Annotated in this window: 22 protein-coding genes; 7 read left to right on the top strand and 15 right to left on the bottom strand. The window is 64.3% G+C overall.

Annotated elements, in window-relative coordinates; genetic code table 11:
- Positions 1-29: 29 nt before the first annotated feature.
- Entirely contained in the window at positions 30-632 is a 603-nt protein-coding gene (locus ACYQ1P_RS10525) for an ABC transporter substrate-binding protein (protein ID WP_460020314.1), read from the top strand.
- Here the strand turns inward: ACYQ1P_RS10525 and ACYQ1P_RS10520 are convergent.
- The 5 genes from ACYQ1P_RS10520 to hpnA are packed head-to-tail and all read right to left on the bottom strand — an operon-like array spanning position 619 to position 7,101.
- The gene (locus ACYQ1P_RS10520) at positions 619-3,111 is read right to left on the bottom strand and encodes an MMPL family transporter (RefSeq protein ID WP_460020313.1); all 2,493 of its coding nucleotides are present in this window, start codon (positions 3,109-3,111) and stop codon (positions 619-621) included. The genes ACYQ1P_RS10525 and ACYQ1P_RS10520 overlap by 14 nt on opposite strands.
- On the bottom strand, positions 3,108-3,878 hold the full coding sequence (locus ACYQ1P_RS10515) for a PIG-L deacetylase family protein (RefSeq protein ID WP_460020312.1): 771 nt from the start codon (positions 3,876-3,878) through the stop codon (positions 3,108-3,110). The genes ACYQ1P_RS10520 and ACYQ1P_RS10515 overlap by 4 nt, the downstream gene beginning before the upstream one ends.
- Positions 3,868-5,130: a glycosyltransferase gene (locus tag ACYQ1P_RS10510; RefSeq protein ID WP_460020311.1), complete on the bottom strand. Its 1,263-nt coding sequence runs from the start codon at positions 5,128-5,130 to the stop codon at positions 3,868-3,870. Before ACYQ1P_RS10510 ends, ACYQ1P_RS10515 begins: the two co-directional genes overlap by 11 nt.
- The gene (locus ACYQ1P_RS10505; protein WP_460020310.1) at positions 5,127-6,101 is read right to left on the bottom strand and encodes a lysylphosphatidylglycerol synthase domain-containing protein; all 975 of its coding nucleotides are present in this window, start codon (positions 6,099-6,101) and stop codon (positions 5,127-5,129) included. Before ACYQ1P_RS10505 ends, ACYQ1P_RS10510 begins: the two co-directional genes overlap by 4 nt.
- A 4-nt stretch (positions 6,102-6,105) precedes the next feature.
- The gene (hpnA, locus tag ACYQ1P_RS10500) at positions 6,106-7,101 is read right to left on the bottom strand and encodes a hopanoid-associated sugar epimerase (RefSeq protein WP_460020309.1); all 996 of its coding nucleotides are present in this window, start codon (positions 7,099-7,101) and stop codon (positions 6,106-6,108) included.
- 125 nt (positions 7,102-7,226) lie between these two features.
- Here hpnA and ispH point away from each other — a divergent pair, with 125 nt between their 5' ends.
- On the top strand, positions 7,227-8,177 hold the full coding sequence (ispH, locus tag ACYQ1P_RS10495; RefSeq protein ID WP_460020308.1) for a 4-hydroxy-3-methylbut-2-enyl diphosphate reductase: 951 nt from the start codon (positions 7,227-7,229) through the stop codon (positions 8,175-8,177).
- A gap of 6 nt (positions 8,178-8,183) precedes the next feature.
- A complete protein-coding gene (gene hpnH, locus ACYQ1P_RS10490) occupies positions 8,184-9,269 on the top strand; it encodes an adenosyl-hopene transferase HpnH (RefSeq protein WP_460020307.1) in 1,086 nt (361 codons plus the stop codon).
- Here the strand turns inward: hpnH and ACYQ1P_RS10485 are convergent.
- From ACYQ1P_RS10485 to nadA, 10 genes are all read right to left on the bottom strand, one after another.
- A complete protein-coding gene (locus ACYQ1P_RS10485; RefSeq protein ID WP_460020306.1) occupies positions 9,219-9,902 on the bottom strand; it encodes a phosphorylase family protein in 684 nt (227 codons plus the stop codon). The genes hpnH and ACYQ1P_RS10485 overlap by 51 nt on opposite strands.
- A 2-nt stretch (positions 9,903-9,904) precedes the next feature.
- Positions 9,905-11,830 carry a squalene--hopene cyclase gene (gene shc / locus ACYQ1P_RS10480; protein WP_460020305.1) on the bottom strand — a complete coding sequence of 642 codons (1,926 nt, stop codon included), beginning with the start codon at positions 11,828-11,830 and terminating at the stop codon, positions 9,905-9,907.
- A 63-nt stretch (positions 11,831-11,893) separates the two neighbouring features.
- The gene (gene hpnE / locus ACYQ1P_RS10475) at positions 11,894-13,147 is read right to left on the bottom strand and encodes a hydroxysqualene dehydroxylase HpnE (protein ID WP_460020304.1); all 1,254 of its coding nucleotides are present in this window, start codon (positions 13,145-13,147) and stop codon (positions 11,894-11,896) included.
- On the bottom strand, positions 13,144-13,992 hold the full coding sequence (hpnD, locus tag ACYQ1P_RS10470; protein ID WP_460020303.1) for a presqualene diphosphate synthase HpnD: 849 nt from the start codon (positions 13,990-13,992) through the stop codon (positions 13,144-13,146). Before hpnD ends, hpnE begins: the two co-directional genes overlap by 4 nt.
- A gap of 33 nt (positions 13,993-14,025) precedes the next feature.
- A complete protein-coding gene (locus ACYQ1P_RS10465; protein ID WP_460020302.1) occupies positions 14,026-15,156 on the bottom strand; it encodes a glycosyltransferase in 1,131 nt (376 codons plus the stop codon).
- The gene (gene hpnC / locus ACYQ1P_RS10460) at positions 15,153-15,995 is read right to left on the bottom strand and encodes a squalene synthase HpnC (protein WP_460020301.1); all 843 of its coding nucleotides are present in this window, start codon (positions 15,993-15,995) and stop codon (positions 15,153-15,155) included. Before hpnC ends, ACYQ1P_RS10465 begins: the two co-directional genes overlap by 4 nt.
- On the bottom strand, positions 15,992-16,813 hold the full coding sequence (locus ACYQ1P_RS10455; RefSeq protein WP_460020300.1) for a protein kinase domain-containing protein: 822 nt from the start codon (positions 16,811-16,813) through the stop codon (positions 15,992-15,994). Before ACYQ1P_RS10455 ends, hpnC begins: the two co-directional genes overlap by 4 nt.
- 3 nt (positions 16,814-16,816) lie before the next feature.
- On the bottom strand, positions 16,817-18,412 hold the full coding sequence (gene nadB / locus ACYQ1P_RS10450; RefSeq protein WP_460020299.1) for an L-aspartate oxidase: 1,596 nt from the start codon (positions 18,410-18,412) through the stop codon (positions 16,817-16,819).
- Positions 18,413-18,441: 29 nt separating this feature from the next.
- Entirely contained in the window at positions 18,442-19,281 is an 840-nt protein-coding gene (gene nadC, locus ACYQ1P_RS10445; RefSeq protein WP_460020298.1) for a carboxylating nicotinate-nucleotide diphosphorylase, read from the bottom strand.
- Entirely contained in the window at positions 19,278-20,300 is a 1,023-nt protein-coding gene (gene nadA, locus ACYQ1P_RS10440; RefSeq protein WP_460020297.1) for a quinolinate synthase NadA, read from the bottom strand. Before nadA ends, nadC begins: the two co-directional genes overlap by 4 nt.
- Positions 20,301-20,452: 152 nt before the next feature.
- On the opposite strand from nadA, the gene ACYQ1P_RS10435 reads away from it, so the two are divergent.
- The 4 genes from ACYQ1P_RS10435 to pstC all read left to right on the top strand — a co-directional run bounded on the left by ACYQ1P_RS10435 (position 20,453) and on the right by pstC (position 25,333).
- On the top strand, positions 20,453-21,415 hold the full coding sequence (locus tag ACYQ1P_RS10435; RefSeq protein ID WP_460020296.1) for a sensor domain-containing diguanylate cyclase: 963 nt from the start codon (positions 20,453-20,455) through the stop codon (positions 21,413-21,415).
- Between the two features lie 120 nt (positions 21,416-21,535).
- A complete protein-coding gene (locus ACYQ1P_RS10430; RefSeq protein ID WP_460020295.1) occupies positions 21,536-22,657 on the top strand; it encodes a sensor histidine kinase in 1,122 nt (373 codons plus the stop codon).
- 102 nt (positions 22,658-22,759) lie between these two features.
- Positions 22,760-23,818, top strand: coding sequence for a substrate-binding domain-containing protein (locus ACYQ1P_RS10425; RefSeq protein ID WP_460020294.1), 1,059 nt, complete (start codon positions 22,760-22,762; stop codon positions 23,816-23,818).
- A gap of 132 nt (positions 23,819-23,950) precedes the next feature.
- The gene (pstC, locus tag ACYQ1P_RS10420; RefSeq protein ID WP_460020293.1) at positions 23,951-25,333 is read left to right on the top strand and encodes a phosphate ABC transporter permease subunit PstC; all 1,383 of its coding nucleotides are present in this window, start codon (positions 23,951-23,953) and stop codon (positions 25,331-25,333) included.
- Positions 25,334-25,338 lie beyond the last annotated feature (5 nt).

Here is a 25,338-nt window from a genome sequence, read left to right as displayed (position 1 = left end):
CCTTCCCCACACCGTATCGGAATCCCCAGATGTTCAGAATTGCCGTCCTTGCGCTCGCCCTTTTATGGCCGAACCTCGCCGCCCGCGCCGAGATTGCCGGGCCGGAACAGATCATCGAAAAATTCCACGGGATTTTGTTGGAAGCCATGCAGAACGCCTTTGCCGAGGACGTGACCGCCCGCTACGCCCGGCTGGCCCCGGCGGTCGAGGCGGCCTTCGATTTTCCGTTCATGGTGCAAATCGCGGTCGGCGAGTCGTGGAGTTCGGCGACCGACCAACAGCGCCAGGCGCTCACCGTCGCTTTCGGACGCATGAGTACCGCCACCTATGCCAGCCACTTCAACGGCTACAGCGGCGAGACCTTCGAGACCCTTGATACCCGCGACGGCCCCAAAGGCACCCGCCTGGTCGAGACCCGCATCGTCAGCCCCGATGGCGGCCATACGGATCTCACCTACGTGATGCATCCGGCAGACGACCACTGGCGCATCGCCAATGTGATCCTGGAAAAAGGCATCTCCCAGTTGGCGGTCCACCAATCGGAATACGCGGCCATCCTGCGCCAGGGCGGCGTGGACAAACTGATCCATGCCTTGACCGCCAAGGCCGAGACTCTGCTTACCCCTCAGTAACCTCAAACAGCGCCGGAATCACCGTCATGGTGCAGGCCAGGGTCAGGGCGATGGCCAGGGTCAGCAGCAGCCCCATGCTGGCCGTTCCGGGATGGCTGGACAGGGCAATACTGCCGAAGGAGCCGATGGTGGTCAGGGCGCTGAAGGTCACCGCGCGGGGGGTGCTGCCGCCGTCGCCCGGCTCCCGGGCCCGGGTCACCAGATGAATGCCGCTGGCCACCCCCAGCCCGGCCAGCAACGGCAGCACGATCACATTGGCGAAATTGAACGGCAGATTGAACAGCACCGACCCCGCCGCCGTCAGTTCCGCCGCCAACAGCAGCGGCAACAGCACCCACAGCACGTCGCGGCCCCGCTTCAGCACCCCCAACAGCAACAGCACCACGCCAGCGAAGGTCAGTCCTCCGGCGATCTGAAAGGACTCGATGACCGCATTGCCTGCTTCGATAATGGTCACCGGCGTGCCGGTCGCCTCGGGAGCCACGGTGCGCACCCGGGCCACGAAATCCAGCAATGCCGCCCGACCACTGTCCCCCTCGGGCAGGGCGACTTGCACCCGCACCCGTCCGTCGATGGCCTGTTCCCGTTGGCGCAGAACCTTGGGCAGATCGGCCAGGGTCACCGGGGCCGCCTCCAGGGAAAGTTTGAGGCTTTGCAACCGCCCTTCCAACCCGGACAGCAACCGTTTTTCCAAGTCCGCCCCATCCGCGTCCCCTAAAGCGGCCAACGCCCGGTACAATCGAGCGGCAGACTCATCCGAGGCCGTTTTCAATTGCGCCAATAACCGTTCCCGCGCCTTTTTCAGAGCGGCGGGATCGGTCGTCGGTTGACGAGGGCCGGTCAGCGCCAGGCCGACGGTCCAGGTCAATCCGTCGATGATCGCCAGCTTCTGCGGTTGATCCTTTGGCAGATAATCCGCCAGCGTTCGCACATTGCCCAACCCCGGGGTGGCCCGCAACCGTTTCGCCAACGCCTCGGCGGCGGCCAAGTCCGGGTGCAGAATTGTCAGGGTATAGGGATGGATCTCCCCCTCCCCCATCAGTCTTTCGAGGGTGGCCACGGAATCGGTAGTCGGATCTTTCAGGTGCAACGGATCGAAATCGAACTGCACCCGCAGGGCCAACGGGGCGGCTACCACGGCAACCAACAGCGCCCCTCCCAGGACCAGGCGTGCGGCGGGTCGACCGATGCGCGCTACACTCTTCCGGGGTGAACCACGCACCGGCATCAAAGTCATCAGGGCAGGCAGCAGGGTGAGGTTGGCCCCCAGGGCGATGAACATGCCACTGCCTGCGATCAACCCCAGTTGCGCCAGACCGATATAATCGGTCGGCAGGAAAGCGAAAAAGGCCATCGCCGCCGCCACCGCACAAAGGGTCAGCGGGCCGCCGGTGGCTACCGCCGCCGCAAGCAAGGCAGCACGATGATCTTCGGTGGTTTGCCGTTCTTCCAGATAGCGCAGACTGAAATGAATGCCGAAATCCACCGACAGGCCGATAAACAGCACCGCGAAGGCCACCGATATCAAGTTCAGTTGCCCGACCACCAGGAAGGCGAACGAGGCCGTCCAGATCAACCCGGCGATCAGGGTCAGCAGCAACGCCAACACCAGCCGCGCCGACTTCAGGCACCAGCCCAACAGCCCCAGTACCAGTACCAGCGACACCACCCCGGCCCAGCCCATACCTTCCTCGACCGAACCCAGTTCCTCATGATCCAGGGCGACACTGCCGGTCAGATGGACCGTCACCCCCGACCCCAGATCCTGCGCCCGCACAAAGCGCAGAGCCGGTCCGGCGGGGGCCAGGGACCCGTAATCGAGCGCCGGTTGGGCCAGGATCAGCCGACGGCGGTCCGCCGCGCCGCGTCCGCTGCCCATCAAATCGGTCCAGGACAAGGTCGCTGTGCGATCCTCGGCCACGGCGGCGATGGCGTTGAGCACCGGGTCCAATTCAATCGGTGTATCCCCCTTTTCCGCTTCGGTCAGTGCCTGATTGAGCAGCGTCCACAGGGCGGCCAGGGAGGGGTCGCGCCACAGGGTACCGAGAAAGGGCTGCGCGGCGACCAGCCGTTGCGACAACTCCCGCAACCGGTCGGTTTCCAGATACAGCATCCCGTTGCGTTGGAAAAATGGGTCGCTGCCCGGCTCGAAAACCGAGCGGAACAGATCCGGGCGGGCACTCATCCGGGCCACCAGATCCGCCGTCCCGTCGGCTACCCGGTCGGCGCTTTGGCCTTCCACCACCACCAACAGATCGTCGCCGGAGGTGGGGAATAGGCGCTTCATGTCGATCATGCGCTGTCGGAACGGCAACTCCGGCGACAGCATATCGGTGTTATCGGTGCTGATATCGAAGGCCGCGACCACATGCCAGGCGGCACCGAGGGTCGCCAACAGACAAAGCAGCGCCACCGCCAGGGCATGGCGGCTGACGACGGCGACCCAACGCCCCCAGAGAACACCGGCCCGACTTGTCATTTTCGCTGACCGGCCAGAAAGATCGCCAGATCCCGATAGACCTTGGCCGGAGGGGTGGCATCAATACGCGGGTGGGGAAACGGCACCCATTGATAGCGGGCATACCACAAGGTCCCCGGATGGGGCGGCTGGGCATAATCGTAGGCGGCCAGCGGTCGGCGGCTCTCGCGGGCCAATCGCACATAGCCCAGGTTACCCTCCTCCGAGGCATAGAGGCTCAGAAGTTGCTGTTTCACCGCCCGTTCCGCGTCGCTCAGAAGAAGCACTTCCTCGCCGCCGCGCGGGTCGGGGAACTCCTGACTGTGGGCCTGACCGCCGACGAAATTATAGGCCGCGAATTCCAGCACCGACACCTGCTGGGTGAAGGTGGCGGCCAGACAGTTGGCGGCGTCGTGATCTTGATGCCCGCCCTCGAAGGCCGGCACCCAGAGTTGGGTGACCTGCTGTTCGTCGATCAGCCGGGCCAGCCGGACCCGGGCCTGCATCAGATTGTGGCGTAGCCCCCGGGTCGGCACGGCGCTTTCTCCGGCGATGAACAGGCCAAGCATCTTGGCGGCCCGGCGTGCCTCGTCCCGACGCCGGGTCACCCGGTCGGCATGGTGACGGCGCTCCCAGGGCCAGAGCTGCTGGCGCGCCGGAACGCCGGTGGTCAGATAGAACACCGACAGGGTGGCTCCGGTCTCACGGGCCCGCCCGATGGCCGTGGCGCACATCACCACCTCGTCGTCGGGATGCGGGGCCAGGATCAGGATATGCTCAAGCGCCATGACGTCGGCCTCCCGCTTCGTCGCGGGCCAAACGCCAGATCGGCAACAGGTCCTCGGCCAGCACGTCGTCCCAGGTCGGGAAATCATTCAGCGCATGAGCGCGGGCGGCGACTCCCATGGTCGTGCGCAAATCCACATCCAGGGCCAGTTCATGCAGCGCCTCGGCCCAGATCACCGTACTGCCCGGCAGCACTCGCCCGGTCACCCCGTCGAGCACCGCCCGCGCCGCCGCGCCGCGCTCGGCGACCAGCGTCGCCACCCCGGAAGCCTGAGCTTCCATGGGCACATTGGCATTGACCTCGATCTCCGAGGGAAAGGCGAAGATATCCGCCGCCGCCATCAGCCGCGCCACGCTGTCCGCCTCCAGCGCTCCGGGACAACTCGCCCGGCTCCCCAACAAATCAGCCACCGCCTGCCGGTCCTCGCCCTCTCCAGCACAGAGCAGATGCAGGTCGTCCCCGGCATCGACCCGGGTGCGCAGCGCTTCGGCCAGTCCCATGATGCTCTTGCCCCTGTTCATGCGTCCCGCATACATCACCAGCACCCGATTTTGTGGCACCCCGTACAGGCGTTCCAGTGCATCCCGGTCGCGCCGCGCCGGATCGAACACGTCCGTCTCTATGCCGCGCCGCAGAATGCCGATCCGATCATCGGACAGCACCGCCCGCGCCCGTTGGAATTCCTCGTCCCGCGACACCAGTGCATAGCGACAGCCTGCCTGATGTCGGGCCAGATTGCGAGAGGCCTTGTGACGCGCGCGTTGCGGGATCTTCAGTCCGTCGATCAGCCAGCGGCTCAGTCCTCCCGTCCCGAACAGACGCTCAAGGGTGCGGGCGGTGAACACCTCCGTATAGGCCGGCGTATCCGTATGGATGGAATTGGTCAACGGAATACCGCTGCGGCGGCTGACCTGTAGGGCGGTCTTGGCGAAATTGAAAAAGCCGTCTGTGGTATGGATTACCTCCGCCCCATGCAGCAGTCCGGCCAGCCCCCAATGATAGGGTGCCAGATCCGTATGGTCCGGCACATGGGACAGGAACGGCAACCGGGCGGTACTGAACACCGGCTTATGAATCACATAACGCACATGGGGGGCCAATTCATGAACCCGCTCCTCGGCCCCGGAGAAATGCACGGTCAGATCCAGATCCTCCCGGCGCATTGCCGCACGGGCCAGCCGCTCCCAGCATTTCACATGGCCGCCCGCCGTCGGTCGCCATTCCAGATCGACCAGCACCGCCACCCGGATCATGAGCGTTTGCCCCTCAACAAATGTCCCAGCCCCTGGCGCTCCCCATGCGCCCAGGCGGCCAGGGCGGGCAGGCTGACCAGCAATTCCCTGCCCCGCTTCATCAGCGCCAGGGCGAGCGCCGTTTCCGGACTCAGGCCATAAACCAGACCGACCGCCAAGATTCCCCCCTCCTGTGCCCCGATAGCTCCTGGAATCAGGAAAGCGGCGGAGCGCACCGCATTGCTCAGGGCCTCGATGACCAGGGCTTCCATGAGCCCCACCGGCACCCCGAGAAACCACAGGGCAAGCCAGGTTTCCCCCAGATGGGCCACCCAGCCGATGAACCTCCAGACGCCGCAGGCCCACAAGCCACGCCGGTCGGCATAAACCTTCCGCAGCGCCTGGTCCAGCGCCGCCATCCCCCCGGCCATTCCGGCCCAGCGGTCGCCCTGGGCGAGCCGTTGCAACAGGCCGAACAGCCCGCTTTTCTGCATCCCCAACAGGGCCAGCGCCCCGAATCCGACGACTCCCAACCCGACGGCCACCGGCAGGGCCAGACTCTCCGGCAGTCCTTGGACCGCCAGCAGCGCCACCGCCAGCAGGGTGAACAGGGCCTGAGTCACCACGCCGATGGTGAAATCCGCCACAACCGACGCCCCGGCCACCGCCCCGGGCACGCCGCGCAGGGCCAGCAGACGCCCACGCACCAGTTCGCCCCCCACCTGGGCCACCGGCAACAGGGTATTGACCCCCTCGCCGATCCATCGCACCCAGAGCATGACCCGACGCGAGGGTTTCACTTCGCCCCCGACCACCGCCCGCCAGCCCAGGGCGTCCAGGCCCAGGGTGACCATCTTGAACAGGGAAATTGCCGCAACACCCCAGCCCCCGGCAGCCAGGGCGGCGGTCAACGCGCCGAGGTCGGTCCGCGTCAGCAGCCAAGCCAGCAGCGCCAACCCGATCAACAGGCCCACAAGGGTCAGGATACGCAAACCGTCACCTCAAATATCCGTTGTCGCGGAACCAGGCCACCCCATCGCGCAGACCTTCCCTGGCCGGACGCGGGTGATAGCCCAGGTGATCTTCGGCCTTGGCGATGGAAAAGAACATCTTTTTGCGCGCCATGCGGATGCCGTCCACGGTGGCGAAGGGTTCCTTGTCGGAGCGGGTCAGCCGGGCCACCGCCTCGGCCAGCCAGGCAATGGGCATCACCAACCCGTGCGGCAGGGCAACAGTGGGTGGTTTACGGTCAGTCAGCCGGGCAATCTCGGCCAGGATGTCGCGCAGGCTCCAGTTCTCGCCGCCGAGGATATAGCGCTCGCCGATCTCGCCCCGCTCGAAGGCCAGCAGATGCCCCTCGGCCACATCGTCCACATGCACCAGATTGAGCCCCGTATCGACGAAGGCCGGGACCTTGCCCCGCGCCGCCTCGACGATCAGCCGCCCAGTCGGGGTCGGCTTGATGTCGCGCGGCCCGACCGGGGTCGAAGGATTGACGATGACCGCCGGCAGTCCCTGTTCGACGACCATGGTCCGCACGATCTCTTCGGCCAGAAACTTGGATTGCTTGTAGGCCCCGATCATCTGGTCATAGGTGACCGGCGTGTCCTCGGTGGCCGACCGGCCGTCGCTGGCGGTGCTCAACACGGCGACGGAACTGGTATAGACAATGCGCCCCACTCCGGCCTTCAGGGCGGCGGTCATGATATTGCGGGTGCCGGTGGGATTGGCGGAGCGAATAGTCTCCGGGTCACGCGCCCACAGCCGGTAATCGGCTGCCACATGGAACAGGGCGTCGCAGCCCTTCAGCGCCTGCGCCAGCGAGTCCGCATCGTTCAGGTCACCCTCGACCACCTCCAGGTCCAGGCCGTCCAGATTGCGCCGGTCGCTGCCCAGGCGGGCCAACGCCCGCACCTCGTGCCCCGCCGCTTGCAGGCGACGCACCACGGCGGCCCCGACAAAACCTGTTCCTCCGGTGACGAGCGTGGTCATGAGCGGTCTGTTCCTCGGTTGATCCGCCCCCTGCATAGCGCACCTGCCCGCAGGAGATTAATGGTTTTTTTCGGGACCAATTTGGGTCAGACTGCGCCGCTGTCCGAAATGGAGTGCCCTTTTTCATGTCCGACGTCCAACCTGTCCAGGTCATCCTCGCCAAACCGCGCGGTTTTTGCGCCGGGGTGGAGCGCGCCATCGAGATCGTGCAACGGGCGCTCGACAAATACGGGCCACCGGTCTACGTGCGCCACGAAATCGTTCATAATCGCCAGGTCGTGGATTGTCTGCGCAAGCGCGGGGTGATCTTCGTCGATGAACTGGATGAGATTCCCGACGGCGCCGTGACCGTGTTCAGTGCCCACGGGGTGGCCCAGTCGGTCATTGATCAGGCCGAACAGCGGAACCTGCCGGTGCTCGATGCCACCTGCCCGCTGGTCTCCAAGGTCCACAAGGAAGGCCGCTACCACGAATCCAAGGGCCGTCAGGTGGTGTTGATCGGCCATGCGGGCCACCCGGAAGTGGAAGGCACCTCGGGGCAGATGCCGGGCGGCGTGCTGCTGGTCTCATCGCCCGAGGACGTGGCCCAATTGCAGGTCGCCGATCCTGAAAAGCTGGCCTACGTCACCCAGACCACCCTGTCGGTGGACGATACCCGCGATGTGATCAAGGCCTTGCAGGCCCGCTTTCCGGCCATTCAGGGACCCGATGTCAAGGATATCTGTTACGCCACCCAGAACCGCCAGAGTTCCGTGCGCGATCTGGCCAAACTGGCCGACATGGTGTTGGTGGTCGGGTCCAGGAACAGTTCCAATTCCAACCGGCTGCGCGAACTGGCTACCGAAGAGGGGGTCACCTCCCATCTGCTCGACCATCCGGACGACCTGAAAGAGTCCTGGTTCGCCGGGGTGCGATGCATCGGACTGACCGCCGGAGCCTCGGCCCCGGAAGAACTGATCAACGATATCCTGCAACGTCTGGGCGAGATGATCGCCATCGACGTGACGGAGATGGACGGCATCGACGAAGACATGCATTTCCGGCTGCCTGAACAGCTGCGCGACGCGGCGGAGTAATCACACATGGGCATTCCCCTGATCCAGGGCCTGCGGGTCGGTGGCTATATTCTCCGGCAGAAACTGCGGGGCCGCAAACGCTATCCGTTGGTGCTGATGCTCGAACCGTTGTTCCAGTGCAATTTGGAATGCGCCGGTTGCGGCAAGATCGCCTATCCCAAGGAGATTCTGGAACAGCGCCTCAGCGCCGCCGACTGCTTGGCTGCGGCCGATGAATGCGGTGCCCCCATCGTCTCCATTCCGGGAGGAGAACCGCTTATTCACGAGGAGATCCAGCAAATCGTCGAGGGCTTGGTGGCGCGCAAGAAGTTCGTCTACCTGTGCACCAACGCCTTGTTGCTGCGGCGCAAGATCGACCTGTTCACCCCCAGCCCCTATCTAACCTTCTCGGTCCATCTGGACGGCGACCGATGCCACCACGACAAGGCGGTCTGCCGCGAGGGGGTGTTCGACAAGGCGGTGGAGGCGATCCGCGAGGCCCAGAGCCGGGGGTTTCGGGTCACCATCAACAGCACCTTGTTCGATGACGCGGACCCGGAGAGTTGTGCCACGTTTTTTGATTTCGCCTGTCACGAACTGGGGGTGGAGGGAGTCACCGTGGCCCCCGGCTATGCCTATGAAAAAGCGCCGGTACAGGCCCAGTTCCTGCGCCGCGAGCGGACCAAGAAGCTGTTCCGCGAGATCCTCCGCCTGGGCCGCGGGCGCAAGTGGCGGTTCAATCAGTCCTCCCTCTATCTGGACTTCCTGGCCGGCAACCAGTCCTACCGCTGCACCCCCTGGGGCAACCCAACGCGCAACGTGTTCGGCTGGCAGCGTCCCTGCTACCTGATCGACGAAGGACACGCCGCCTCGTTCAAAGAACTGATGGAGCAAACAGACTGGGACGCCTATGGCCCGGGGGCCCATGAGAAATGCGCCAATTGCATGGTCCATTGCGGTTATGAGCCGACGGCTGTGGACGATACGGTGAGCCACCCCTGGAAGGCCCTGCGGGTGGCCCTGTTCGGCCCGCGCACCGATGGCCCCCTGTCCGAGGACGCCCTAAGCCAGCCCCAGCCCGTGGGGTCCGGCGATCGTCGCGACGCGGCTTAGACTGTCCAACGCCTTTTTGCTGTCCAGGGCCAGCCGGATCAAGCCGGTCAGATCCCTGGGCCGTCGCAGCAGCCCCAAGACCACCCGCCAGGGCCGCCTGTGCCCCTCGGGCGTCACCCCGACCAGGGCCGATTTGGGAATCTGCACATCCGCCGGATCGGAGACGACGCGCAGAATCAGCAACGGCACCCCGGCCTCGGCGGCAACCCGCGCCACCCCATGGCTTTCCATATCCACCGCCACATGCCCCAGGGCGGCCTGTTCGGCCTTGTGCTCGCGCCGCCGCAGCACCCGGTCACTGCCCAGCAGGACCCCGGTGGCCAATGGGATGTCCTCCCACAGCAGATCGGCCAGGGCCAGCCGCCAGCGCAGGTCGGTCAGGGTCTTTTCCCCATTGGGATGGCGCACCGCCTCGGCCAGCACCAATGAACCCGGCGGCAGGGAGCGCGCCAGGCCACCGCAGATCCCGGCGCTGACCAGTGCTTCGCAACCCTCCGCCAGCAAGGCCCGGGCCGCCGCTGCCGACCGCTCCGCCCCGATGCCGCCCTGCCGAACCTCGAACCCGTCGCGGTTCCACAGACCGGCCAGGGCGATGGTCTCTTCGTCCAGGGCGGTGATGATGCCGATCCGCATCTTTACATTCCATACAAGGGACGTGTCGCATTGCCGCTCGACAGATTGCGGTAGCGGGCCAGCGCCCACAAGGGGAAATAAGCCGAATAGCCGTGATAGTGCAGATAGAACACGCGCGGGAAGCCGGGGGCGTTATACAGCTCCTCGGCCCATTTGCCGCCCTCCCGGGGGGCCTTGAGCAGCCAGTCGATGCCCCGCCGCACGGCGTCGCTGTCGGTCTCTCCCGCCGCCATCAAGCCCAGCAAGGCCCAGGAGGTATGGGACGGGGTGCTCACCGTGTCCTCCGCCTCGCGGCCCGGATAATAGCTCGAACAGCTCTCCCCCCAGCCGCCATCGGCCTGTTGTCGGGATTTCAGCCAATGCACGGCCTTTTGCACCGGTTCCGCCGTCATATCCTCGCCCACAACGTTCAGCGCATTGAGCACCGACCAGGTACCGTAAATGTAATTGGCCCCCCAGCGCCCGAACCAGGAGCCGTCCTCCAATTGCGACCGGATGAGAAAATCACAGGCGGCCTTGACGTTGGGATGGTCGCGGCGATGACCGAGTTGGGCCAGGAAGCCGAGACAGCGCGCCGTCACATCCTCGGTCGGCGGGTCGAGCAGCGCCCCGTGGTCGGCGAACGGTATATGGTTGAGGAAATAATGTTCGTTCTCCGCATCGAAGGCCCCCCAGCCGCCGTTGCTGCTCTGCATGCCGAGAATCCATTCCTCGGCCCGGGCGATGTTTTCCCGGTACTTGGGATCGCCGTCGCGGTCCAGGGCCATGCCGACCACCGCCGTGTCGTCCACATCCGGGTAGTAGTCGTTCCAATATTGGAAAGCCCAGCCGCCGGGCCGCAGGTCGGGCCGACGCGCCACCCAGTCGCCGTTCACATGCAAAATCTGCCGGCCTTGCAGCCACTCCAGGCCGCGCTTGGCAGACTCATGTCGTCCCGCCTCCATCAGCGCATGGGCGGCCAGGGCGGTATCCCAGACCGGCGAGACGCAGGGCTGGCAATAGGTCTCGTCGGCCCGCCGCACCAGCAGGTTGTCGATGGATTTGCGGGCCACGACGTAGTCCGGATGGTCGCGCGGATAGCCCAGGGCATCCATCGCCATCACCGAATTGGCCATGGCCGGGAAGATGGCCCCCAGGCCGTTCTCGCCGTTGATGCGTTCGCGGATGAAGGTCATCGCCCGATCAATGGCCTTGCGCTTCCAGGATTTGGGAATCAGGAAGCTCATGCGGCGGGCGTATTTGTCGGCCACCAGCAAAACCTCGCCGACCCAATGACCGGTCGGGTTGACGTTGTAGTTCTTTTCCTTCTCCGGCGGCACCACGAACAGTTCCCGGATATGGACCTTGCGCGGGTGGCGGGCCTTGGCGTGCAGGGCGTAGAGGATCAGCAAAGGCATCATCACCGTGCGCGACCAATAGGACACCTTGTTCATGTGGAACGGGAAGCTCTCGGGGAGCAGGATCACCTCGATGGGAATGAACGGAATGCCGCGCCACGGAATTTGCTCGAACTGGGCCAGCATGATGCGGGTAAACACATTGGCCCGCGCCGCGCCGCCCAGGCTGAGGATCAACTCGCGGGCCCGACGCATATGCGGGGCGTCCGGATCATCGCCGACGATCTTCAGCGCGAAATAGGCCTTGATGGAGGCACTGATGTCCGTGTCGCCTTCATGGAACAGCGGCCAGCCGCCCTCGGCGTTCTGGATACGGCGCAGATAAACCGCAATCTTTTCCTCAAGCTCTGGATTGGGTTCGCCGAGAAAGTGGTTGAGAAATATATATTCTGCCGGGATGGTCGCATCGGCTTCCAGCTCGAAGACCAGATGACCGTCGGTCTCCTGGAGGGCTTCCAGCCAAGCAGCGGCCTCGTCGATCACCTGATTGACGGTCGCCGCTTTACCCGGTGATTTAACCTTGTGCTCCAAGGACTTTCCGCTCCCATCGCGCGCAACGCAAGGCAGGCTTTCTGTCCGTCCCGGCGGAAAAAGTCAAGAATGATGAAAGAATCGTTGCACCGCCTCGGCGGCCAGACGCCCCGAACGGATTGCCCCCTCGATGGTCGCGGGCAGTCCCGTATCGGTCCAATCCCCGGCCAGGAACAGATTGCGCCAGGCGGTGGCGGTGGCCGGGCGGCGGGTCATGTTATCCACCGTCTGGGCAAAGGTGGCGCGCTTCTCCTTGACGATCCGATGGCGCGGCAGCGGGGACTCGGGCAGATCCAGCGCCCGGCAGACCTCGGGCCAGAGTCGCGCCGCCAGCACCTCGGCTTCGGTTTCCATCCAGGCATCGGCGGCGCTGACGGTCACCGAGGCCACATCCCCGCGCACGAACAGCCATTGGCTGAGACCGCCCAGCAGACCGATGATCCGGCTCTCGTCCAGGGCCTCCTCAAGCTTAAAGTGTGCATTTAGAATTGACCTGTAACCAATTGGCGCAATGATATCTTCCATCAACTCCGTCACCTGAGACGCCGGAACTGCCAGGACCACTGCGTCCTCCGGCCCCAGGTCCAGATGCAGGTGGCCCAGATCCAGGCTGGTCAACCGTTCGCCGTCGCGCCCGATGGCCTTGCAACGATGGCCGAACTCCACCTCGATGTCGCATTTGCGCAGAAAGGAAATGGCCGGATCAACGAAAGCCTGGCCCAGACCCTGGCGGGCCATGCGCGGTCGGCAGGCCGCCTCGCCACGCCCGAAAGTCTCGCGCAGTACCGGCCACAAAGGTTTTGCCGCCGCTTCCTCACCCGATGCATTAAGAGCCGCCACGGCCAACGGCTCCCACAACCGCCGATACAGGATCGTGCCCCGGCCCAGGCAGTCGGCCACGCTCACCGAAGGACCGGCGAAGGCCAGCCGCAGACCACGCAGGTAGGACCACGGACGGGTGCCCGGCACTCTTCGCGTCTTGTCCAGCAGCCACCAGGGAATGCGCCCCGGCCCCGGCTCCAGACACCAGCGTTCACCGGTCTCCAGATCGAGGAAGGGAAACGATGCCGTGGGCGGGCCATCCAACTGGTCCACCGCCCCCAGGGTCAGCAGGTATTCGTAAGCCTCGTCATTGCCACTGAGCAGCAGATGGTTGCCGTTGTCGATCTGTCGGTCGAGCAGCGCGTCCTGGTAGGACCGGCAGCGCCCCCCGGCCTGTCCGGCGCTTTCCCAGACCGCCACCCGGCGTCCGATGCGGGCCAGCCGCACGGCGCAGGACAGGCCGGCCAGCCCGGCACCGATGATATGGATGGTCACAGCAGACCGTGACGCAGGCCGATCCACATCTTTTCGGCCTTGCTCAGACGCACCCGCTCTCCCAGCCGCCGCCAGCCGCGCTTGTGCAGACGCTCCAGGATCTTGTGATAGACCTCCTTCATGACGATGGCCGGTTTCATGCGTCCGGCGTCGCAGTGCTTCAGGGCCGCCTCTGCCGCTTGATACGACCCTTCAGAAAGTGCCGCCAATTCCTTGCAAACACTTGGGAAGTTCTTATGGTCCAGCACCTCTGCCGGTTCGGTCGCGGCAATCCCGTGGCGGTCGAGCAGATCCCGGGGCAGATACAGACGATCCCGTCCGGCGTCCTCTTTCAGGTCGCGCAGGATGTTGGTCAATTGCAGGGCCAACCCCAAATGGGCCGCCACCACATCCCCCGGGGCGTCGTCGATGCCGAACACCCGATTGGACAGGCGTCCGACCGCCACCGCCACCCGCTGGCAATAGAGATGCAACTCGTCCATGGTTTGCAGGCGCAGGGGTTCCGCCGCATCCATTTCCATGCCGTCGATGATCGCCCGGAAATCTTCCTTCAGCAGGCCGTGTCGGGCCACATGGGGCTTCAGTACCCGCCCGACCGGGGTCTCCGGCGCGCCCGCATAGAGCGCCTCGATCTCGTCACGCCAAGCCGCAAGACGGCGGATCTTGTCATCCAGGGGGGCCGGTTCATCGGCCACGTCGTCCACCTCGCGGCAGAAGCCATAGATGGCGAACATGCCGTCCCGCTGCACTTCCGGCAATAGGCGCATAGCCCAATAGAACGAGGTCCCCGATTTTTCCACCAGGGACCGGACATAGGCGACATCGCGGGCATCAGAATCGGTCATGGTCCTATGGATAGCATTGCCTACCCCCCGCCGTCACCCCACGTCGCGCCCCTTCCAGGCACCGCCCCGGCCGATCCAGTGCCGACGGGCGGAATCGAGAGTCATCAGGCTGTACAAAAGGGCCGCCAGGGGCAGCAGCAAGGCCCGCAGCGGCGACAGGCCATAGAGGCGCAGTGTCGGACCATAGGCGAAGGTCATCAGCAGCCAGGCCGCTCCGGCGGGGGCGGCAACGAACATATCGCCGATCAAAAAGGCCAGCGGCGGCAACAGGTAAATCAACCCCATGCCGACCAAGGTGCCGAGCAACATCAAACCCGAATGTTCCAACTGCACGAAGGCGGTGCGGACGACCATCCGCCAGATCCCCGACAGACCGTCGTAGGGTCGCAGGCTTTCCACCGTCCGGGTAAGCCCCAGCCAGATGGGACCCTCGGCCTTCAGCCGCTGCCCCAGGGCCACATCGTCAATGACCCGATCGCGAATGGCGGTGATGCCGCCGCTGCGGGCCAGGGCCTCGGTCCGCACCAGCATGCAGCCGCCCGCCGCCGCCGCCTCGCCGCGTCGGGGGTTGTTGACCCAGGGAAACGGATAGAGCTTCTGGAAAAAGAACACGAAAGCCGGAATCAACAGCCGATCCCAAAAACTGTCGCAGCGCAGGCGAACCATCAGCGAGACCAGATCCAGCTTGCCGGTCTCGGCCTTGCTGACCAGCCCCCGCAGGCTGTCCGGCGGATGTCGGATATCCGCATCGGTGAGCAGCACATAGGGACTGGGTGCCAGGACGGCGGCGGCTTCCACCCCCTGACAAACGGCCCACATCTTGCCCACCCAGCCTTGCGGCAGCGGCTGACCGTTGACCAGATGCAGGCGCGGATCGTCCCGGGCCAGTTGGCGCACCTGCTCGGCGGTGCCGTCGGTGCTGCTGTCATCGACCACCACCAGCCGCAAATCGCCGGGATAATCCTGGTCGAGCAGCGCCCGCAGAACCGGGCCGATGCACGCCGCCTCATCGCGCGCCGGAAGGACGGCGGTGACCGCGGGCCAATGTTGCAGAGGCGCGATGCGGCGCGGCAGGAACTGGTCACAGGCCCAAAACCGCCCACGAAAGCCGACCAGATAGATCCACAGGGTCAGCGAGATCAACACCAGCACCAGCAGGATCATGCAAACAGCCCCCCTAATGCCCCACGCAGGCCACTACCGAGCGCGGCCCACTTGCCCAGGGCGACCCGTCCGGCCAGCGGGTCACGACGAGCCAGAAGGTCGTTCAGCACCCGGGCGAGGCGCAAAATAGCCCCCGATTCCATAGCCAGCCGACGGCTGTACAGGCCCGACGGCAGGGACTGGGCCTCCCGCAACAACGCCCCGGTGCCCTCCACGCAGCGGTCGAGCACCCGGCGCAGGGCCGGGGTGGCGGCGGCGCGATCCAGGTCGGACACCGCCGCCCCCGCCGCATCCAGCCAGTCCAGCGGCAGATAGACCCGGTCCATCAGCCGGTAATCCTCCTGGCAATCCTGAAGATGGTTAATGACCTGCAAGGCCTTGCACAGGGCGTCGGACGGCCCGTAGCCGTCCCGCGAGCCGCCATGCAGGTCGAGCAAATAGCGCCCCACCGGGGCTGCCGACAGACGACAATAGCCCATCAGGTCGTCCCAGGTCCGATAGCGGCTCTGCACCGCGTCCTGTTTGAAGGCGGCGATCAGATCCCGGCAATGGTCGGCGGTGACGGCGGTCTCGGCCAGACTGCGCGCCATCGCCCCGCCGGTCTCGTAGCCGGTCGCCGGTGCGCCGTCCAGGGCCGCCGCGAACCCATCCAGGCGACGGATCTTCTCATCGGGCGGCAGGGCCGGATTGTCGGCAATATCGTCGATGGCGCGGGCGAAACGGTAGAACACCGCCACATGGGGGCGCAGACGGGCCGGAAGCAGGAAGGAGCCAACGGGGAAATTCTCACCCGCCGCCCCCTTGCCCGACGGGGTTTCGATCCCCGACCCCTCGGTCACGCCACCGCCTCCATTCCGGCCCGCACTTCGGCCAGCGTTTGTGGTCGGTCTTCCGGGCGCGGCGCCATGCAGGCCATCAGCCAGTCGCCGACGGTCCGGCTGATGGTCGGATCAATCTCCGACGGCGACAACGGGTTGCCGTCGGCCAAACGCCCGCAGGCCAGCCGATAGCCGATGCAGCCAAAGGCATAGATATCGGAGCGGGCGTCCGCCTGGGTGGCATCGGCCAACTGTTCAGGGCTGGCGAAGCCCTGCGGACCGCCGCCGGTCCCCGGTGGAAACACATCCCACGCGGCCGTCTTGGCCAAGCCAAACCCGTCGAGCACCAGCCGCCCATCCGCCGCCAGCCACATGGCCCCGGGGGCCAGTTGACGATGCACCACGCCGCGCCCGTGCACCTCTTCCAGGGCATCGAGAACCTGACGCAGAAAGTCGAAGGTGCTGTCCAGGGGCAGGCGGCTTGGCTCGCGCCCCCGCCCCTCCCGGGTCGGGGCCCAGATCAGATCGCGCAGGGTCAAGGGCAGCAAGGGCAGCAACATGAAAGGTGAATCGCCGTCTTCGTTGGCCCCCAGGAGGGGGATGATGTGGGGATGCTCGAAGCGGCGCAGCAGAAGAATCTCCTCGACGAATGCCCGCCGCATGTGGGCCACCCGTTCGGCGGTGGGGGGCGGCGGTCCCTTGTCGCCGTCCGTCGGCCCGACCTCGAACCGCTTGACCACCACCAGCGGCCGACCGTGCTCTCCGGCGGCCAGATAGCGGGTCTGAAACGGCTGCCGCGAGAGGGCGACCAGCGGGCGGTAGGCGGTGGTGCTGTCCATCACTCAGCGCCCCAGGATGGTGTCGCGGGCCGGAACCGAGGTGTCGGTCTCGGGATAATCGAGGGAATAATGGAGCCCCCGGCTTTCCTTGCGGGCCATGGCGCTGCGGATGATCAGATCGGCGACCCGCGCCAGATCGCGCAATTCCAGAAGATCCCGGGTGACCCGGAAATGCCCATAGTATTCGGCGATTTCCGCCAGCAGCATATCGACCCGCCGCTTGGCCCGCTCCAGACGCTTGTTGGTGCGCACGATACCCACGTAATCCCACATGAAACGGCGCAATTCCTCCCAGTTGTGGGCGATCACCACTTCCTCGTCGGAATCGGTGACCCGGCTTTCGTCCCAGCGCGGCACGTCGGGCACCTCGGGCACGGTCGGCAACCGATCGAGAATGTCCCGCGCCGCCGCATCGGCGAACACCAGGCATTCCAGCAACGAATTGCTGGCCATGCGGTTGGCCCCGTGCAAACCGGTGCTGGAGACTTCGCCGATGGCATACAGGCCGTCCAGGTCGGCCCGTCCGTGCAGATCCACCTTGACCCCGCCACAGGTGTAGTGGGCCGCCGGCACCACCGGAATCGGTTCCTTGGTGATGTCGATGCCGAATTGCAGGCAGCGCCGATAGATGGTCGGAAAATGACCGATGACGAAATCTTCCGGCTGGTGGGAAATGTCCAGATGCAGGCAATCCACGCCGAGCCGCTTCATCTCGAAGTCGATGGCCCGGGCGACCACATCGCGCGGCGCCAGTTCGGCCATCGGATGGAAGCGCTCCATGAACCGACTGCCGTCGGGCAACAGCAGATGTCCGCCTTCGCCGCGCACCGCCTCGGTGATCAGAAAGGACTTGGCCTGCGGGTGAAACAGGCAGGTGGGATGGAATTGCAGGAACTCCATGTTCTCCACCCGGCATCCGGCCCGCCAGGCCATGGCGATGCCGTCGCCGGTGGTGCCGTCGGGGTTGCTGGTATAGAGATACACCTTGCTCGCCCCGCCGGTGGCCAGCACCACGAAGCGCGCGCGGAACAGCCGCACATGGCCCGCCTCGTTATCCAGGGCATAGGCCCCGACGCAGCGCGGCGCGCCCCCGGCCTGATCGACAATCAGATCCACCGCCGTGTGCTGGGTGAACACCGAGACATTGGGCGCGGCCAGGATCTGTTCTTCCAGGGAGCTTTCGATGGCCATGCCGGTGGCGTCGGACACATGCAACACCCGCCGATGGCTATGGCCGCCTTCGCGGGTCAGGTGATATTCCAAGGTGCCGTCGGAGCGCTGCCGCTGGCTGAAATCAACCCCGTAGTCGATCAGCTTCTGCACCGCCGCCTTGGCGTTCTCCACCACGTGACGGACCACTTCCGGGCGACACAGCCCGGCCCCCGCTTCGATGGTATCCAGGAAATGGCTCTCGGTGGAATCCTTGTCGTCGAGCACCGCCGCCACGCCGCCTTGGGCGTAATAGGTGCTGGTTTCCTTCAGTTCGCCCTTGCACAGCACGGCGATCCGCGCCTTTCCGGCCAGATGCAGGGCCAGACTGAGGCCCGCGGCCCCACTGCCGATGACCAACACGTCATAGATGGAGTCGTCGGGAGCCATCCTCAGTATCCTCTGTCGATCCCCTTGTTTTACAGGGCGTTCCAGTCCAGGCCGATATCCACCGCCGGGGCCGATTGGGTGATCTGGCCGACCGAGATGAAATCGACGCCAGTTTCGGCGATGGCGCGGATGGAGTCCAGCGTGACGCCCCCGGAGGCTTCCGTGCGCACCCGTCCGGCGATGATCTCCAAAGCCTGGCGCAGCATCGGCGGTTCCATGTTATCGAGCAGGATCATGTCGGCCCCGGCTTCCACCGCCTCGCGCACTTGATCCAGGGTGTCGCATTCCACCTCAACAGTGAGGCCGCTGCCCGCCGCCTTGGCGCGACGCACCGTCTCGGTCACACTGCCCGCCACCGCGATATGGTTGTCCTTGATCAGGATGCCGTCGTCCAGACGCATGCGGTGATTGGTCGCGCCGCCCATGCGGCTGGCGTATTTGGACAGGTCGCGCAGCCCGGGCACCGTCTTGCGGGTATCGAGCAGGGTCGCCCCGGTGCCCTCGATGCGGTCCACGAAGGCCCGCGTGCGGGTGGCGATCCCGGACATGAATTGCAGCAGGTTCAAGGCCGTCCGCTCGGCCGCCAGCAGTTCGTGCGCCGGACCCTCCAGGCGCGCCAGGACCTGCCCCGCCGCCACCTTTTGACCGTCCGTCACCATGCTCTCGAAGCGGGCGTCCGGCGACAGTCGATGAATCACCCGGGCCGCCACGTCGAGACCGGCCACCACCATTTCATGGCGCGCCGTCATGGTTCCGGCGAACCGGGCCCCGGAGGGGATCACCGCCACCGAGGTCATGTCGCCGCAGCCCACATCCTCGTTCAACGCAAGGTCGATCAATTGATCAAGGGTCTTGAGGTCGAGGGTCATGCCGCCGCGGAAGCCTTTTTGGCGGCGACCGGGCCGGACATGTCCAGCATCCGCTCCAGTGGCCGCAAGGCCTTCAGTCGCAGGTCCTCGGGAATGGTCACGGCGGGCGCGTCATTGAGCATGGCGAGATAGACCTTCTCCAGCGTGTTCTTGGCCATATAGGGACAGTTGGCGCAATCGCACTGGCCGTCGGCGCCGGGGGCTGGGATGAAGGTCTTGCCCGGCGCATCAAGCTGCATCTGATGGATGATATGGGGCTCGGTGGCGATGATGAATTCCGTTGCCGGGTCGTGGGTCACATAGTCCAGGATCATGCGGGTCGAGCCCACATGGTCGGCCTGACGCAGAATCTGTTCCGGACACTCCGGGTGCGCCGCCACGCGGGCACGGGGATGGCGCACCTTCAGCTTGACCAGCTCGCGCTCGGAGAATTGCTCGTGGATGATGCAGCTTCCCGGCCACAACTCCATGTTCTCGCGCCCGGTCTTGCGCTTGATATAGGCCCCCAAATGACGGTCCGGGGCGAACAGAATCGGCTGATCCTTGGGCAACTGATTGACGATGGCCTCGGCATTGGAGGAGGTCACGATAATATCGGACAACGCCTTCACCGCCGCCGAGCAGTTGATGTAGGTCAGCGCCATGTGATCCGGGAAACGCTCCCGGTAGGCCTTGAACTGGTCCGGCGGGCAGGAATCTTCAAGCGAACAGCCCGCGTCGGCGTCGGGGATTAAGACGGTCTTTTGCGGACTGAGAATTTTCGCCACTTCGCCCATGAAGCGAACGCCGCAAAAAACGATGACATCCGCATCGGTGGCCGCGGCCTTGCGCGACAAATCAAGGGAATCGCCGACGAAATCGGCCAAGTCCTGAATCTCGTCGTCTTGATAATAGTGGGCCAGGATGATGGCGTTGCGTTGCTTGCGCAACCGGTCGATCTCCGCCCGGAAATCCAGAGTCGGGTCCAGGTCGGCCTCGGTCAGGGCCGTTGCGGCGGGAAGAACGATGGTCTCGGTCATCAATTACCTCTCCTCGGTGCGGCTCCTGTTCCGGAACAAGCGCCCGCACGTTACCGCAATATTAAGCATTATATGTGCGATGTTATGTCGGGTTCAACGCTTGAAATGGCGTCTTCCCACGGATTGATTCGCATACCGGAGGATCGAAGATCATGTCGGAAAGGCTGGCCCGCAAAAGGGACACCGAGCCCGCCCAGATGCGTCTGCTGGAAGCCATGCTCGACACCAGTCCCGTCGCCATTGCCGTCACCGCGCCGGAGGACCTGCGCGTCCTGTTCGCCAATGCGGCGCTGGGCAATCTGCTCGGCCTGGAACCGGCGCTGCTGGCCGGGGAGCGACTGCTGGACCGGGTACTGCCGGAAGACGACGCGACCAAGATCCGCGAACGCATCGGACGCGGCTATGGCGTCGGGCCGCTGTCCTCACGCCTGCAAGCCGCCGAACATCGCCAGAAATGGGCCACCCTGACCCTTGAACCGCTGGCCACCACCGAAGGCATGGTGGTGGTCTGGTGGATTCAGGACGAAGAGGAAATGCGGCGGCTGGAACAACGGCTGGGGGCCAGCCTGATCAAGGAACACAAACTGCTGCAACGGCTCGAATCCCTGGACATGGACCTGGGCCGCATGACCGCCGAGGACCCGTTGACCGGAGCCCTGGTCCGCGAACGGTTCATTGAACTGGGCGAACTGGAACTGATCGGCGCCCGGCGCTATCGGGAACAGGTGGCAGTGGTCACCCTGACCCTGCTGGATTTCGACGACATCTGTGAACATCAGGGACTGGCGGCCAGCGAGGATGCCATCAAGACCGTCGCCGCAGCCTGTCAGAAATCCCTGCGACAGGTGGATTATTTCGGCCGTCTCAATGACCATCGATTCGGCATTGTGCTGCCCGGCATCACCGAAAAACAGGCCGACAGCCTGCGCAACAGCTTGTTAAGACTGCTCTCGGCCCGGGACATGCGCGGGCTGCATGGCACGTTCAGATTGCGGGTGGCGGTCGGCACGACCCAGGCCAGTGTCGGCGACACCTCGCTGCTCGAAGCCCTGGCCCGGGCCACCGGCAACGAAATCCAGCAGGTCCCCGGCCCGCCGGAAACGGTGAAAAAATAATGCGATTGGGTCCAAACCGTCATATTAGAGTCATCCGAGTGACGTAAAGAGGACGCCAACAGGAGCAACGGGAGGGACCGTGTCGCCCACGGGGTCACGCGGTCAGATGCTATCAAAGACATGGCCAAAAAGGGCGTTCGGCGCATTGATGCCGCCATCATGCAGAGTTTGTCTGTTCCGGTTTTTCTGCTCGACCGGGAACGGCAGGTCATTGATTTCAATGAGGCGGCGGAACCACTGCTCAAGGGCTCACCGATCAATCAGGATCTCGCCCTGTCCCTGCGCCACCCCCGGTTGCTCGACGCGGTGGACGCGGTGCTCGGCGGCACCCAGCAGCGGGACGGGGAATTCGTCATTCCGTCGCCGTTTTCCCAGACCTTCCAGTTTACCGTCACTTCATTGAAGGAAAAGAAATCCACCGGCTTTGCCCGCGCCATGGTGATGCTCAACGACATCACCTCTATCCGCGCCACCGAACAGATGCATGTGGATTTCGTCGCCAATGTCTCTCACGAGCTGCGCTCTCCCCTCTCCACCTTGATCGGTTTCATCGAGACCCTGCGCGGCGTCGGTTGGGACGACGACGAGGCGCGCGGGCGCTTTCTCGCCATCATGGATACCGAAGCCCACCGCATGAAGCGGTTGATCGACGACCTGCTGTCCCTGTCCAAGGTCGAGGTGCGGGAACATGTGGCACCGCGAGGCGCGGTCAATCTGTCCCTGCTGGTCGGAGAAATTGCCGAGACCTTTGCCCTGCGGGCGGAAAAGCGGGGCTCGTCCCTGAACATCGAAGGACCGCCATCGACTCCCCGGGTCAACGGCGAGCACGACGAACTGACCGAGGTCTTCACCAATCTGCTGGACAATGCCCTGAAATACGGGACACCCGGGACCCCAGTCACCATCGCCCTCTCCCAGGTGGATCGGGTACCGTTTCATACCGGTTGCGGCGTCGCCGTCGCCATCAGCAACCACGGCGACCAGATTCCCGCGGATCAGATTCCGCGTCTGACCGAACGATTCTACCGAGTCGACAAGGGGCGCTCGCGTAACCTGGGCGGCACCGGACTGGGACTGGCCATTGTTAAACATATCGTTAATCGTCACCGGGGGCGGCTGACCATCCGCAGCACTCCCGAAGGTCGGACCACGGTCACGGTCACCCTGCCCTGCCGCCAGGAAGACGCGGTTTGCCCGCCGAACGGAGAGGGCACCGGGCGCCCCACTGTCACAAATTTGTAGTCTCTGAGTCATAATACTGCCGCTGAAGAAAAATATAGTCGCCCCGCCGATCCCGAGAGGGTCAAGGCATCCGATCCTTTTCAGCTAGCAGAGAGATTGTCCATGTTCAAAAAGAGCCTCGCCCTGGTGGCAGCCCTGACCGCCGTTTCGGCTGGTCTGGCCAGCCCCGCCAGCGCCCGCGACCAGATCCATATCGTCGGCTCCTCGACGGTTTATCCCTTCGCCACCACCGTGGCCGAGCAGTTCGGCAAGTCCACCAGCTTCAAGACCCCGGTCATCGAGTCCACGGGTTCCGGCGGCGGCTTGAAGCTGTTCTGCGCTGGTGTCGGCGTCGAGCATCCGGATATCACCAACTCCTCCAGCGGCATCAAGAAGTCGCAGGTCGAAGACTGCAAAAAGAATGGCGTGACCGACATCACCGCCGTCAAAATCGGTTATGACGGCATCGTGGTGGCCAACTCCAAGTCGGCCCCGCAGATGAGCATCACCCGTCAGCAGATCTTCCTGGCCACCGCCGGCATGGTGCCGAATCCCGATGGCTCCGAAACCCTGGTCGCCAATCCCTACATGAAATGGTCCGACATCGACAAAAGTCTGCCGGACGTGAAGATCGAAATCCTCGGCCCGCCCCCGACCTCCGGCACCCGTGACGCCTTCGCCGAACTGGCCATGGAAGGCGGCTGCAAGAAGTTCAAGTTTATCGCCGACATGAAAAAGTCGGACGGCAAGAAGTACAAGGCCGTTTGCCATGGTGTCCGCGAAGACGGGGCCTATGTGGAAGCCGGCGAGAACGACAACCTGATCGTTCAGAAGCTGGAAGCCAATCCGAAGGCCTTCGGTGTGTTCGGCTTCTCCTTCCTCGACCAGAACGCCGACAAGATCCAGGGCTCCAAGATCGACGGTGTTGACCCGACCTTCGACAACATCGCCGCCTCCTCCTATCCGGTGTCCCGTCCGCTGTGGTTCTACGTCAAGAAGGCCCACGTCGGCACCATCCCGGGGATCAAGGAATACCTGGCCGAGTTCACCTCCGAAAAGGCCTGGGGCCCCGAAGGCTACCTGTCGGACAAGGGTCTGATCCCGATGCCCGAAGCCGAGCGTGAGAAATTTCGCAGCTCGACCATGAACCTGCTGAACAATGTCGAAGAAGACATGAAGTAAGCGACCATTTCTTCGGCGGCCAGGGTCACCTGGTCGCCGAAATTTCTTTGATAAATAACGACTGTCATTTGTTTTTAAATATTCGACGACCTCTCCAAAATCGACCATGATGAAATAACGGGCGGCACGGACATGCAAACTTTTCTCCTATTACTCGCCGTTGTGTCGCTGGTGATCATTGGCTACAAGCTGGGTCACCGACGCTCCATCGCCATGGCCGGCGGCAAAGCCAGCCGACTGCATTCCCTGCCCGGCTATCACGGCCTTTATGTGGCCCTGTGGTGTTTCGGCCCGGCCATTCTGGTGATGATGGCCTGGCTGATTTTCGAGCCGATCATCGTCGATACCATGGTCATGGACTCGCTGCCCCAGAGTGCCGTTGCCGATAAAAGCCCGGCCGAAATGCGCCTGATGCTCAACGACATTCGCAATATTGCCGCCGGTAACATTGCCAGCCAGCGCAGTGAAGCCAAGATCATCGCCGCCGCCCAGTACTCGGATTTGAAGCAGACCAGCCTGATCGCGCGAATCATTGTGGTGATGGCCCTCGCCTTCATTGGCCTGTGGTTCGGCTGGCGGGCGATTTCGGTGGAACACCGGGCGCGCAATCTGGTTGAAAGAACGATCAAGGCGTTGATGATCGTGTGCTCGACCATCGCCATTTTCACCACCGTCGGCATCATCCTGTCGCTGCTGTTCGAATCGGCCCGGTTTTTCGAGCATGTGCCCATTATGGACTTTCTGTTCGGCCTGGAATGGAGCCCGCAAATGGCCATTCGCGCCGATCAGGTGGGCAGTTCCGGAGCCTTCGGGGCTGTGCCTCTGTTGGCCGGGACGTTTCTGATTTCGATCATAGCCTTGCTGGTGGCGGTGCCCATCGGCCTTCTGACGGCGATCTATATGGCGGAATACGCCTCCATGGGGTTGCGCAACTGGGTCAAGCCGATCGTCGAAATCCTGGCCGGCATCCCGACCGTGGTTTACGGCTTCTTCGCCGCCCTGACCGTGGCTCCGTTCTTCCGCAACTCCGGCGAACTGTTCGGGCTGACCATTTCCTCCGAAAGCGCCCTCGCCGCCGGTGGGGTGATGGGCATCATGCTGATCCCGTTCGTCTCCTCCCTGTCGGACGATGTGATCAACGCGGTGCCGCAATCCCTGCGCGACGGCTCCTACGGTCTGGGGGCCACCAAGTCGGAAACCATCCGCCGGGTGATCCTGCCCGCCGCCCTGCCGGGCATCGTCGGTTCGATCCTGTTGGCCGCCTCGCGGGCCATCGGTGAAACCATGATCGTGGTCATGGCCGCCGGTCTCGCCGCCAATCTGACCGCCAACCCGTTCCAGGCGGTCACCACGGTGACCGTGCAGATCGTCACCCTGCTGGTCGGCGACCAGGAATTCGACAGCCCCAAGACCCTGGCCGCTTTCGCCCTCGGTCTGGTGCTGTTCTGCATCACCCTGATCTTGAACATCATCGCCCTGCAAGTGGTACGCAAGTATCGCGAAGCCTACGATTGAGCGAG

The sequence above is a fragment of the Magnetospira thiophila genome, assembly GCF_054657015.1.
This window is presented reverse-complemented; position numbering and strand designations above follow the sequence as displayed.

What these genes read in the sequence shown, in the direction of transcription:
- ACYQ1P_RS10525 (WP_460020314.1), top strand. Translation starts at nt 30, where the DNA reads ATGTTCAGAATTGCCGTCCTTGCGCTCGCCCTTTTATGGCCGAACCTC.
- ACYQ1P_RS10520 (WP_460020313.1), bottom strand. Translation starts at nt 3,111, where the DNA reads ATGACAAGTCGGGCCGGTGTTCTCTGGGGGCGTTGGGTCGCCGTCGTC.
- ACYQ1P_RS10515 (WP_460020312.1), bottom strand. Translation starts at nt 3,878, where the DNA reads ATGGCGCTTGAGCATATCCTGATCCTGGCCCCGCATCCCGACGACGAG.
- ACYQ1P_RS10510 (WP_460020311.1), bottom strand. Translation starts at nt 5,130, where the DNA reads ATGATCCGGGTGGCGGTGCTGGTCGATCTGGAATGGCGACCGACGGCG.
- hpnA (WP_460020309.1), bottom strand. Translation starts at nt 7,101, where the DNA reads ATGACCACGCTCGTCACCGGAGGAACAGGTTTTGTCGGGGCCGCCGTG.
- ispH (WP_460020308.1), top strand. Translation starts at nt 7,227, where the DNA reads ATGTCCGACGTCCAACCTGTCCAGGTCATCCTCGCCAAACCGCGCGGT.
- hpnH (WP_460020307.1), top strand. Translation starts at nt 8,184, where the DNA reads ATGGGCATTCCCCTGATCCAGGGCCTGCGGGTCGGTGGCTATATTCTC.
- ACYQ1P_RS10485 (WP_460020306.1), bottom strand. Translation starts at nt 9,902, where the DNA reads ATGCGGATCGGCATCATCACCGCCCTGGACGAAGAGACCATCGCCCTG.
- hpnD (WP_460020303.1), bottom strand. Translation starts at nt 13,992, where the DNA reads ATGACCGATTCTGATGCCCGCGATGTCGCCTATGTCCGGTCCCTGGTG.
- ACYQ1P_RS10465 (WP_460020302.1), bottom strand. Translation starts at nt 15,156, where the DNA reads ATGATCCTGCTGGTGCTGGTGTTGATCTCGCTGACCCTGTGGATCTAT.
- ACYQ1P_RS10455 (WP_460020300.1), bottom strand. Translation starts at nt 16,813, where the DNA reads ATGGACAGCACCACCGCCTACCGCCCGCTGGTCGCCCTCTCGCGGCAG.
- nadB (WP_460020299.1), bottom strand. Translation starts at nt 18,412, where the DNA reads ATGGCTCCCGACGACTCCATCTATGACGTGTTGGTCATCGGCAGTGGG.
- nadC (WP_460020298.1), bottom strand. Translation starts at nt 19,281, where the DNA reads ATGACCCTCGACCTCAAGACCCTTGATCAATTGATCGACCTTGCGTTG.
- nadA (WP_460020297.1), bottom strand. Translation starts at nt 20,300, where the DNA reads ATGACCGAGACCATCGTTCTTCCCGCCGCAACGGCCCTGACCGAGGCC.
- ACYQ1P_RS10435 (WP_460020296.1), top strand. Translation starts at nt 20,453, where the DNA reads ATGTCGGAAAGGCTGGCCCGCAAAAGGGACACCGAGCCCGCCCAGATG.
- ACYQ1P_RS10430 (WP_460020295.1), top strand. Translation starts at nt 21,536, where the DNA reads ATGGCCAAAAAGGGCGTTCGGCGCATTGATGCCGCCATCATGCAGAGT.
- ACYQ1P_RS10425 (WP_460020294.1), top strand. Translation starts at nt 22,760, where the DNA reads ATGTTCAAAAAGAGCCTCGCCCTGGTGGCAGCCCTGACCGCCGTTTCG.
- pstC (WP_460020293.1), top strand. Translation starts at nt 23,951, where the DNA reads ATGCAAACTTTTCTCCTATTACTCGCCGTTGTGTCGCTGGTGATCATT.